The 11,742-nt window shown below is 59.2% G+C and carries 9 protein-coding genes; all 9 read left to right on the forward strand.

What is annotated here, in order from left to right; translation table 11 throughout:
• The first annotated feature begins 90 nt into the window (after positions 1–90).
• The 9 genes from AC1RKC_RS14080 (at position 91) to AC1RKC_RS14120 (ending at position 11,600) form a co-directional block, all read left to right on the forward strand.
• Positions 91–1,014, forward strand: coding sequence for a LysR substrate-binding domain-containing protein (locus AC1RKC_RS14080; RefSeq protein WP_020828183.1), 924 nt, complete (start codon positions 91–93; stop codon positions 1,012–1,014).
• A 116-nt stretch (positions 1,015–1,130) separates the two neighbouring features.
• On the forward strand, positions 1,131–2,594 hold the full coding sequence (locus AC1RKC_RS14085) for a gamma-aminobutyraldehyde dehydrogenase (protein WP_261139691.1): 1,464 nt from the start codon (positions 1,131–1,133) through the stop codon (positions 2,592–2,594).
• A 248-nt stretch (positions 2,595–2,842) separates the two neighbouring features.
• Positions 2,843–3,997 (forward strand): putative ABC transporter substrate-binding protein YdcS, encoded by a 1,155-nt coding sequence (gene ydcS, locus AC1RKC_RS14090; protein WP_046372893.1) that lies wholly within the window; start codon positions 2,843–2,845, stop codon positions 3,995–3,997.
• Between the two features lie 54 nt (positions 3,998–4,051).
• Positions 4,052–5,080: an ABC transporter ATP-binding protein gene (locus tag AC1RKC_RS14095; protein ID WP_020828180.1), complete on the forward strand. Its 1,029-nt coding sequence runs from the start codon at positions 4,052–4,054 to the stop codon at positions 5,078–5,080.
• 1 nt (position 5,081) lies between these two features.
• The gene (locus tag AC1RKC_RS14100) at positions 5,082–6,026 is read left to right on the forward strand and encodes an ABC transporter permease (RefSeq protein WP_020828179.1); all 945 of its coding nucleotides are present in this window, start codon (positions 5,082–5,084) and stop codon (positions 6,024–6,026) included.
• The gene (locus AC1RKC_RS14105; RefSeq protein WP_020828178.1) at positions 6,016–6,822 is read left to right on the forward strand and encodes an ABC transporter permease; all 807 of its coding nucleotides are present in this window, start codon (positions 6,016–6,018) and stop codon (positions 6,820–6,822) included. The genes AC1RKC_RS14100 and AC1RKC_RS14105 overlap by 11 nt, the downstream gene beginning before the upstream one ends.
• A gap of 172 nt (positions 6,823–6,994) precedes the next feature.
• Positions 6,995–8,419: an aminobutyraldehyde dehydrogenase gene (gene patD / locus AC1RKC_RS14110; RefSeq protein ID WP_261139690.1), complete on the forward strand. Its 1,425-nt coding sequence runs from the start codon at positions 6,995–6,997 to the stop codon at positions 8,417–8,419.
• 86 nt (positions 8,420–8,505) lie between these two features.
• Complete coding sequence (locus tag AC1RKC_RS14115; protein ID WP_116689952.1) at positions 8,506–10,416, forward strand: NAD(P)-binding protein; 1,911 nt, start codon at positions 8,506–8,508, stop codon at positions 10,414–10,416.
• Complete coding sequence (locus AC1RKC_RS14120) at positions 10,413–11,600, forward strand: cytochrome c (RefSeq protein WP_041414839.1); 1,188 nt, start codon at positions 10,413–10,415, stop codon at positions 11,598–11,600. The genes AC1RKC_RS14115 and AC1RKC_RS14120 overlap by 4 nt, the downstream gene beginning before the upstream one ends.
• Positions 11,601–11,742: the final 142 nt, after the last annotated feature.

Here is an 11,742-nt window from a genome sequence, read left to right on the forward strand (position 1 = left end):
CAAGGGCGTGCATCCCCAGGAGCTTACTCAAGTAAGTGACTGGGGTAAGCGCACGCAGACAACAACGCAGCGGCTTGAAAGGCGATGGGGATGATGACGCTGCGCCAAATCCGCCATTTTATCGCGGTGGCCGAAACCGGCTCGATCTCTGCCGCCGCCCAGGCGGTGTTTGTTTCCCAGTCTTCGCTGACGCTGGCTATCCAGCAGTTGGAAACCGACATCGGCGTACGTCTGTTTGAGCGTCACGCCAAGGGCATGAACCTGACGCATCAGGGTCACCAGTTTCTGCGCCAGTCATATCTGATCCTTGCCACGGTGGATAACGCCAAGCGCAGCCTGCAACTGGGAACCGAAAGCCTGACCGGCAAGCTGACCATCGGCGTGACCAGCCTGGTAGCGGGCTACTTTTTGGTCGAGCTGCTTAAGCGCTTTAAATCGGCATACCCCAACGTCACCATTCAGGTGATTGAAGACGAGCGGCCCTATATTGAGCACTTGCTGGTCAGTGGGGAAATCGATATCGGCGTGCTGATCCTGTCGAACATCGAAGACCGCGATGCGCTGCAAAGCGAAGTCCTGATGCATTCACCTTATCGCCTGTGGTTACCGCCGCTGCATCCACTGCTGGATCATGAAAGCATCAGCCTGGCGGATGTGGCGAAGCTGCCTCTGATCCAGCTTAATGCCGACGAAATGGACGTGCATGCGCGGCGTATCTGGGCGCGCGCAGGCTTAAAACCGGAAATAGCCATGAAAACCGCTTCAACCGAGGCGGTACGCAGCCTGGTGGCGGCGGGAATGGGCGTTTCTATCTTGCCGGACATGGCCTACCGTGCCTGGTCTCTGGAAGGCAATATGATTGAGGCGCGCAAGCTGGCGGATCTGCTGGAACCGTTGGATATCGGTTTGGCATGGCGGCGCGGCAGTGCGCGGCCGGAGCTGGTTACGCCATTTCTCACTATTGCGCGTGAAAACGGCAATATGCACGCGGCTGGGCTGAAGCATTCGATTTAATCGAACGCGTCGTTCAGTATTTAGAATTTGTTGGCTGCCTGATGCTCGCTTAGTCTGATTAAAACTAACTTATTTCACATTTAGTTAACGTTTTTGTCACTCAGAGGCGATACGCAATGGCAGATGTGCACCTCCTTTCAGGTTTATCCTGTCAGCAATTTATTAACGGTCAATCGGTCGAAGGCGAAGGCCAGCAAGAGTGCATCGTTAATCCGGCGAATGGCGAGACGCTGGTCTCGATCACCGAAGCCTCATCTGTCCAGGTCGGCAACGCAGTGAAAGCGGCGCAACAGGCGTTCGCTTCCTGGTCGCGGACTACCCCCGCCTACCGCGCGGCTATTCTGTTGCGTATTGCCGATGCCATCGAGCGTCAGGCCGGGCGCCTGGCCGGTCTGGAGGCGCTTAACTGCGGCAAACCGCTGCATCAGGCGCTTAATGACGACCTGCCGGCGGCCATCGACGTCTTTCGCTTCTTTGCCGGCGCGGTGCGCACCCAGCAGGGGCAGTTGGCCGGGGAATATATCGAAGGGCACACTTCAATGATCCGCCGTGACCCGATCGGCGTGGTGGCCTCTATTGCGCCCTGGAATTACCCGTTGATGATGGCGGCGTGGAAAATTGCGCCAGCGCTGGCCGCGGGCAACACCGTGGTATTCAAACCTTCCGAACACACCCCTCTGACCATTTTGGCGCTGGTGCCCGCGTTACAGGAGATCCTGCCGCCGGGGGTGCTGAATATCGTCTACGGCGGCGGGGAAGGGGTCGGCAGCCATTTGGTCGGCCACCCGCAGGTACGGCTGGTTTCGGTCACCGGCGATATCGTTACCGGGCAGAAAATTCTGCAGGCGGCGGCGAAAAGCGTCAAACGCACGCACCTGGAGTTGGGGGGCAAGGCACCGGTGATTGTCTGCGATGACGCCGATTTGGACGAGGTGGTCAACAGCATTCGCACCTATGGCTACTACAACGCCGGGCAAGACTGCACCGCGGCCTGCCGTATCTACGCGCAGGCGGGGATCTATCCGAAGCTGGTGGATGCGTTGGGCGAGGCGGTTGCCAGCCTGCGCTTTGCCCGCAAACGCGATGAGGATAACGAAATTGGTCCGCTGATCAGCAGTCGCCAGCGCGATCGCGTCGCCAGCTTTGTCGAACGTGCGCTCAGCCAGCCACACATTGAATTGATCACCGGCGCCGCCGCGCATTCCGGCCCGGGTTTCTATTACCAGCCCACGCTGCTTGCCGGCTGTCTGCAAAGCGATGAAATCGTCCAGCGGGAGGTGTTTGGCCCGGTGGTGAGCATCACCCGCTTTGAACATCTGGAGCAGGCGGTCAACTGGGCAAACGATTCCGAATACGGCCTGGCCTCATCGGTCTGGACGCAGAATATCGATCGGGCGCTGCATATCGCCGCCCATCTGCAATACGGCAGTACCTGGATCAACACCCATTTCACCCTGGCGAGTGAAATGCCGCACGGGGGCCTGAAACGCTCCGGCTACGGCAAAGATCTTTCCAGCGATTCACTGCAGGACTACAGCGTTGTCAGGCATGTGATGGCGAAATTTAAAGCCAGCTTCTAAAGGCAGCATACCCGTCGCTTTTCAAGCTGCAGCGATGTTACCTGCACTCATCCCCAGTTGCTTACTCAAGTAAGCGCCTGGGGATGAGTGAGCTGGTCGCCTGGCTGTGCTGTACAGGGATGTACAAATGCCGCGAGCGCATGGACGCGCTAAAGCGGCCAACTTGAAATTCATAGGGTAAATAAAATGAGACTAGGGCGGCAGCCGTTCCCTGCCGCACACAGATAGGCCACACAGGGGTAATTACGATGGGAAAAACTACCGCAGTCACCACCACAGTTTCCGCGCTCTGTTTCACCGTACTTTGCGGTTTGGCCCAGGCGGCCGATCTGCCGCAGGCGCTCGGCAAGGGCGAAGGGCGACTGGATATCATTGCCTGGCCCGGTTACATCGAACGCGGTCAGTCCGATAAAAACTACGACTGGGTCAGCCAGTTTGAAAAGCAAACCAGCTGCGCGGTGAATGTGAAAACCGCCGCCACTTCCGACGAAATGGTCAGCCTGATGGCCAAAGGAGGCTACGACCTGGTCACCGCTTCCGGCGACGCTTCGCTGCGGCTGATTTTCGGCAAGCGGGTGCAGCCGATCAATACCGCGTTGATCCCTAACTGGAAAAACATCGACCCGCGCCTGTTAAACGGTGCCTGGTACACCCTGGACGGCAAAACCTACGGCACGCCCTATCAGTGGGGCCCGAACCTGCTGATGTATAACACCAAAACCTTCCCGACACCGCCGGACAGCTGGGCAGTAGTGTTCCAGCAGCAGAACCTGCCGGATGGCAAAACCAACCAGGGCCGGGTTCAGGCCTACGATGGGCCAATCTATATCGCCGATGCGGCGTTGTTCCTGAAGGCCACGCAACCGCAGCTTGGCATCAGCGATCCGTATCAGCTTAACGAAGAGCAGTATCAGGCGGCGTTGAAGCTGTTGCGTACCCAGCATGCACTGATCCACCGCTACTGGCATGACACCTCGGTACAAATGAGCGATTTCAAAAACGAAGGTGTGGTCGCCTCCAGCGCCTGGCCGTATCAGGCCAATGCCCTGAAAGGGGAAAGCCAGCCGATCGGTACGGTATTCCCGAAAGAGGGGGTGACCGGTTGGGCCGACACTACCATGCTGCACGCCGATGCCAAACACCCGAACTGCGCCTATCTGTGGATGAACTGGTCGCTGGAACCGAAAGTGCAGGGCGACGTTGCCGCCTGGTTCGGTTCTGTTCCGGCGTCACCGGCGGGTTGCAAGGCCAGCACGCTGCTGGGTGATAAAGGTTGCGAGACCAACGGTTTCAACCAGTTCGACAAGATTGCCTTCTGGAAAACGCCACAGGCGCAGGGCGGAAAATTCGTGCCCTACAGCCGCTGGACTCAGGATTACATCGCCATCATGGGCGGTCGGTAACCCGTGCGGGCGTAGTTCGCTACGCCCGATTAACGTCAATCAGGAGCGCAGATCATGACCATTGCCGTGCAATTTATCGATGTTTCGCGAAGCTTCGGCGAGGTTCGCGCCGTGGACCGGGTTTCAATCGAGATACAAGACGGGGAATTCTTCTCCATGCTCGGGCCTTCCGGCTCGGGGAAAACCACCTGCCTGCGGTTGATCGCCGGTTTCGAACAGCTCACTGCCGGCTCGATTCGTATTCACGGGCAGGAGGCCGCCAATTTGCCGCCGTATCAGCGCGACGTGAATACCGTCTTCCAGGATTACGCGCTGTTCCCACATATGTCGGTGCTGGAAAACGTCGCTTACGGGCTGATGGTTAAAGGCGTCGCCAAGCGAGAACGCCTGGCCCGTGCGCAGGAAGCGCTGGACAGCGTGGCGTTGGGGTTTGTAGCCGAGCGCAAACCGGCGCACCTTTCCGGCGGCCAGCGGCAGCGTGTCGCACTGGCTCGCGCACTGGTCAATCGGCCGCGGGTGCTGCTGTTGGATGAACCGCTCGGCGCGCTGGATCTCAAGCTGCGCGAGCAGATGCAGGGGGAGTTGAAAAAGTTGCAGCGCCAGCTCGGCATCACCTTTATTTTCGTCACCCACGATCAGAGCGAAGCGTTGTCGATGTCCGACCGGGTGGCGGTGTTCAACAATGGCCGTATTGAACAGGTGGACGCGCCGCGCGAACTCTACATGCGACCGAAGACGCCGTTTGTCGCCGAGTTTGTCGGCACCTCTAACGTGGTGCGCAGCGATTTGGCGCAGCGGCTGTTGGGCCAGGCCGCCACCTTCTCGATCCGTCCCGAGCATATTCGGCTCGCGGATCAGGCCGGCGCAGCGCAGGGGGAAATTCAGGTGCAGGGTACGCTGCAGGAGATCCATTACCAGGGGGCGGCGACGCGCTACGAAATTGCGTTGAACAGCGGTGAAAAACTGCTGGTCAGCCAGGCGAATCCTCAGTGGCTCGCCGACGGGCAGCCGCATCTGATCGGCCAACCGGTCACCGCCTGCTGGTCACGTGAGGCGATGGTGCCATTGCTGGAGGCGAGGTGAAATGGAGATGAGCATCGATTATCCCGCGCCGCGCCGCGGAACCTTGCGCACCCTGTCGACCTACCTTTATCGCCGGCCGACGCTGTACCTGCTGCTGTTACTGGTGCCGCCGCTGCTGTGGTTTGGCGCGGTCTACCTCGGCTCACTGCTGACGCTGCTGTGGCAGGGGTTTTACACCTTCGACGACTTCACCATGACGGTGACGCCGGATCTGACCTTCGATAACCTGCGGGCGCTGTTCAACCCGGCCAATTACGACATCATTCTGCGCACGCTGACGATGGCGGTACTGGTGTCCCTGGCCAGCGCGGTGCTGGCGTTTCCCATTGCCTATTACATGGCGCGCTACACCAGCGGCCGCACCAAGGCGTTTTTCTACATCGCGGTGATGATGCCGATGTGGGCCAGCTATATCGTCAAGGCCTACGCCTGGACGCTGCTGTTGGCGAAGGATGGCGTAGCGCAATGGTTCCTGCAGCATCTCGGGCTGGAGCCGTTGCTGGCGGCGATCCTGACCGTACCGGGTGTCGGCGGTAACACGCTATCCACCTCCGGGTTAGGCCGTTTTCTGGTGTTTGTTTATATCTGGCTGCCGTTCATGATCCTGCCGATCCAGGCGGCACTGGAACGCCTGCCTCCTTCGCTGTTGCATGCCTCGGCGGATCTGGGCGCACGCCCTGCGCAGACCTTTCGTTACGTGATCCTGCCGTTGGCGGTGCCGGGGATCGCCGCCGGGTCAATCTTTACCTTTTCGCTGACCCTGGGGGACTTTATCGTGCCGCAACTGGTGGGGCCGCCGGGCTACTTTATCGGCAGCATGGTGTACGCCCAGCAAGGGGCGATCGGCAATATGCCGATGGCTGCGGCCTTTACTCTGGTGCCGATCGTGCTGATCGCGATTTATCTTTCCATTGTGAAACGTCTGGGGGCTTTCGATGCACTCTGAACGCGCGCCGTTAGGGCTAAAACTGGCCGCCTGGGGCGGACTGATTTTCCTGCATTTCCCGTTGGCGATTATCGCCATCTACGCCTTCAACACCGAGGATGCGGCCTTCAGCTTCCCGCCGAAGGGGTTTACGCTGCATTGGTTCAGCGTTGCCGCCGGGCGCCAGGACATTATCGATGCGATGCTGCTGTCCGCGCAGATTGCCGCGCTGGCCACCGTCGTGGCGCTGGTGCTGGGCACGCTGGCGGCAGCGGCCCTGTACCGGCGTGACTTCTTCGGCAAAGACAGCATTTCGTTGCTGCTGCTGTTGCCGATCGCGCTGCCGGGCATTGTCACCGGTCTGGCACTGCTGGCGGCGTTTAAGGCGCTGAATATCGAACCGGGGGTGCTGACGATCGTCATTGGCCATGCCACCTTCTGCGTGGTGATCGTGTTCAACAACGTGATTGCCCGTTTCCGCCGAACCTCCTACAGCCTGATCGAGGCCTCTATGGATCTCGGTGCCGACGGCTGGCAAACCTTCCGCTACGTGATTTTGCCCAACCTAGGTTCGGCGCTACTGGCCGGGGGCATGCTGGCGTTCGCGTTGTCGTTTGATGAAATCATTGTCACCACTTTCACCGCCGGCCATGAGCGCACGCTGCCGCTGTGGTTGCTGAACCAGCTCGGTCGCCCACGTGACGTGCCGATCACCAACGTGGTGGCGCTGTCGGTGATGCTGCTGACCATGATCCCGATTTTGGGGGCCTATTACCTGACCAAAGGTGGCGAAAGCGTCGCCGGCAGCGGCAAATAGCTTTCCCCTTCGTCTTTCAAGCTGCAGCGTTGTTGGCTGCGAGCGTAAACCCCAGTCACTTATTTTGTATAAGCTCCGGGGGATTTACGCTCTTGCCGCCTAGCTGCAACTTGAAATCCATTGGGGAAAGGGATCATGTCGCTAAAAATAAATAACTGAGGGGTTCGTCTATATGCAAAGCCAATTGTTGATTAACGGCCAACTGGTTGCCGGCCAGGGGGCGTTGTTGCCGGTGTATAACCCGGCGACCGGAGAGGTGGTGGTGCAGGTGGCTGAAGCCAGTGCGGAGCAGGTCGATCAGGCTGTGTTGGCAGCCGACGCCGCGTTTGTCGAATGGGGCCAGACCACACCGAAGGAGCGTGCCGAGCACCTGTTGAAGCTGGCGGACCTGATCGACCACCATGCGGAAACCTTTGCCCGTCTGGAGTCGCTTAACTGCGGCAAACCTTACCACTGCGTATTGAACGATGAGTTGCCGGCGGTGGCGGATGTCTTCCGCTTCTTCGCCGGTGCCAGCCGTTGCCTGAGTGGGCTGGCGGCCGGTGAATACCTGGCCGGGCACACGTCGATGATCCGCCGCGATGCGTTGGGGGTGGTCGCTTCAATCGCTCCCTGGAACTACCCGCTGATGATGGCAGCGTGGAAGCTGGCTCCGGCATTGGCGGCAGGTAACTGCGTGGTGCTTAAGCCTTCGGAACAAACCCCGTTGACCACCTTCAAGCTGGCAGAGCTGGCCGCCGATGTGTTTCCTGCGGGCGTATTCAACGTGCTGTTTGGCCGCGGCGCCAGCGTCGGTGACCGACTGACCGGCCATGACAAGGTGCGCATGGTGTCGCTGACCGGCTCAATCGCTACCGGCGAACACATCATTGCCCATACCGCGCCCGGCATTAAACGTACCCATATGGAACTGGGCGGCAAGGCACCGGTACTGGTGTTCGACGACGCCGATCTGCAACAGGTGGTGGACGGCATTCGCAGCTTTGGTTTCTACAACGCTGGCCAGGATTGCACCGCCGCCTGCCGGATTTATGCCCAGAAAGGCATTTATCCGCAGTTGGTAAAGGCCTTGGGTGAGGCTATTGGCAGCCTGAAGATAGGCCCGCCGGAAGATCCAGCCAGCGAGCTGGGCCCGTTGATCACCGCTCAGCATCTGGAGCGGGTGGTGGGTTTTGTTGAGCGAGCCAAGGCGCTGCCGCACGTGCAGGTGGTAACCGGCGGTGCGCGAGTCAACGGCCCCGGCTACTATTTCCAGCCAACGCTGCTGGCCGGTGCGCGTCAGGAAGATGAGATTGTGCAGCGTGAAGTGTTCGGGCCGGTGGTAACCGTCACGGAGTTCGAGGATGAGGCGCAGGTATTGGCCTGGGCCAACGAGTCACAGTATGGCCTGGCGTCGTCGTTGTGGACCCGGGATGTTGGTCGGGCACACCGTCTAAGCGCTCGTCTGCAGTATGGCTGCACCTGGGTGAATACCCATTTCATGCTGGTGAGCGAGATGCCGCACGGTGGCCAGAAGCTGTCCGGCTACGGCAAGGATATGTCGATGTATGGCCTGGAAGACTACACTGCGATACGCCATGTGATGTTCAAACATTGATTTTACTGTATTTATCCGCAAAATAACGCGGCCTTCAGACCGGCCCCGCCGGTCTGATGATAATAAAAACTGAAAGGAAGCCAATTATGGGTATCACCAGACGCGATTTTCTTAATGGAGTGGCGATCACCATCGCTGCCGGGCTGACGCCGATGCAGATCCTGCGGGCATCGCCGCAAACCGCCAATCAAACCCTCTACTATCCGCCGACGCTGACCGGACTGCGGGGCAACCACCCCGGTTCCTTTGAACATGCGCACCAATTGGGGCGTGACGGCCGAGCCTTCGATTTTGCCGCCGTACCGGCGACGGAAGAGTTTGATCTGGTGGTGGTCGGTGCCGGGATCAGCGGGCTGGCCGCGGCCTGTTTCTGGCAGCAAATGAAGGGGACGCAGCAGCGTATTTTGCTGATCGACAACCATGATGATTTTGGTGGCCATGCCAAACGCAATGAGTTCAGCAGTGAGAACGGGACCATCCTCGGCTATGGCGGCAGCGAGTCGCTGCAGTCGCCGCGTTCCAACTTTAGCCCGGTAGCGATGGGGCTGCTGAAAAAACTGGGTGTCAGCATCGACAACCTGGAAAAGGCTTTCGACACCACTTTTTACCCCAATCTGAACCTGAGCCGCGGTGTCTATTTCGACCGTAAGAACTTTGGCGTCGACAAAGTGGTGAGCGGCGATCCCGGTCGTATGGTGGCGGACGATATTCCGCATGACCGACTCAACGGCCGTTCCTATGAAGCTTTTATCGGCGATTTCCCGCTGCCGGAAAGCGACCGTCAGGCGCTGATTGCACTGCATACGGTGGACAAGGACTACCTGCCGGAAATGAGCCAGGAGCAGAAAAGCGAATGGCTCGACAAGCACAGCTATACCGAATTCCTGCGTGAAAAGGTGGGGCTGAGCGAAATGGCTATCCGCTATTTCCAGCAAACTACCAGTGATTTCCAGGCGGTGGGCATTGACGCGACTTCATGCAGCGACGCCCGTATTTGTGACCTGCCGGGCCTGAACGGTATGAACCTGCCGCCGCTGGACGAAGAGTCGCAGGCGGATCTCGACGATCCTTATGTGTTCCACTTCCCGGACGGCAACGCTACCCTGACGCGTCTGATGGTACGCCATCTGATCCCGGCGGTTTCACCGGGCGGCAAAGACATGAATGACATCGTTCTCGCCAAGTTCGATTACAGCCAGCTAGACCGTGCCGATTCGCCGGTAAAACTGCGATTGAACAGCACCGGATTGCACGCGGCCAACGTCGGTGACAAGGTCGAAGTGACCTATATGACCGGTGAGAAAATGACCAAGGTGCGCGCCGGGCAGGTGGTGATGGCGGGGTACAACATGATGATCCCGTACCTGGTACCGGAAATGTCGACCGAACAGCAAGAGGCGCTGAAGCAGAACGTGAAGTCACCGCTGGTGTACAGCAAAGTGGTGATCCGCAACTGGCAGCCGTTTATCAAACTGGGCGTACATGAAGTTTACTCCCCAACCGCCCCTTATTGCCGCGTGAAGCTGGATTATCCAGTGAGTATGGGCGGCTATCAGCACCCGCGCGATCCCAACCAGCCCATTGGCCTGCATATGGTATACGTGCCGACGTTGGCGGGCAGCGGACTCAGCCCGCGCGAACAGTCACGTAAAGGCCGTGCCCTGCTGTTGGGCACACCGTTTGAAGTGCATGAGCAGATGATCCGCGAACAATTGCAGGGCATGCTGGGGTCGGCCGGGTTCGATCACCAGCGTGATATTGAAGCCATTACCGTCAACCGCTGGTCGCACGGTTACTCCTATTTCCTCAACGGCTTGTTTGACGACGAGGACGAAGCGAAGAAAATCATTGAGACGGCGCGCCAGCCGATCGGCAAAATCGTGATTGCCAACTCGGATTCAGACTGGAGCCCGTACGCCAACTCGGCGATCGACCAGGCATGGCGTGCGGTCAATGAGCTGGCCTATGGCAAGGTTGCCGCGAAGGAGGGAGCATGAGAATGCGTTCACTGTATTTGCTGACCTTACTGGCGGCGGGCGGTTCGGCCCAGGCGATGTCGGCCGGGGAATACGTGGCCAAGGCCGGTGACTGTACCGCCTGCCATACCTCGTCAGGCGGCGCATTGTTTGCCGGCGGCATGAAGTTCCCGACGCCGCTGGGTAATATCTACGCCACCAATATCACGCCGGACAAACAGCAGGGCATCGGCGCTTATTCTTTTGATGAGTTTGACCGCGCCATGCGTCAGGGGATCGCTAAAGACGGCCACCGGCTTTATCCGGCGATGCCGTATACCTCTTACGCCAAAATGAATGCGGAAGATATGCGCGCGCTGTATGACTACCTGATGAACGAAGTGCCGGCGCAGAATACCGCCAACCGCGCCAGTGACATCAGTTGGCCGTTGTCGATGCGCTGGCCGCTGGCGGTATGGAATCAGCTGTTCCATGACGATACGCCTTACCAGCCTGACCACGACCAGAGCGCAGAGTGGAATCGCGGCGCCTATTTGGTTCAGGGGGCGGGGCACTGCGGCAGTTGCCATACGCCGCGTGGCTGGGCGATGCAGGAAAAAGGTCTGGACAGCAAAGAGCCGGCCTTCCTGAGCGGCGCTGAGCTGGACGATTGGTACGCTTCCGGGTTACGCGGAATGAAGCAGGACGAAGTGGTTGCCCTGTTGAAAACCGGGCGCAGCCAACATGCCGCGGTTTCCGGGCCGATGAGCGAAGTGGTGAGCCACAGTACGCAGTATCTTACCGACGGCGATCTGAACGCTATTGCCACCTATTTGCACAGCCTGGCGGCGGAGCAACCCGCGGCGCAGAAAGTGACGCCGCTGGCCGCCGACCATCAGCAGGCGGGGCAGCGCAGCTATGCGATGTACTGTTCAACCTGTCATGGCAATAAGGGCGAGGGCAGCGACAACACCATTCCTGCGCTGGCGGGCAACACGACGGTGACGGCGGAAAATCCGATCACTGCGCTACGCGTGGTGCTGGAAGGCGCACACACGCCAATCACCCAGCACGCCACCGCGATCGCCATGCCGGGCTACGCTTGGACGTTGAACGACCAGCAGGCAGCCGATCTGATGAGCTATCTAAGAGGCAGTTGGGGGAATCAGGCGGCACCGGTGACGGCGCAGCAGGTGCAGGAGACACGCAAGTTGGCGGAGAAATAATCATACCCGTCATACTTGAAGCTGCCTCTTTGTTGGCTGCCTGCGCTTACCCCAGTCACGTACTTATTGTACATTTCTGGGGATGCGCTTAGTTGCCGCCGAGATGCAACGCCAATTATTTAGCGTATAGGGCGCGGTTGTG

It is taken from the genome of Serratia sp. GW822-FHT06E05 (assembly GCF_058799445.1).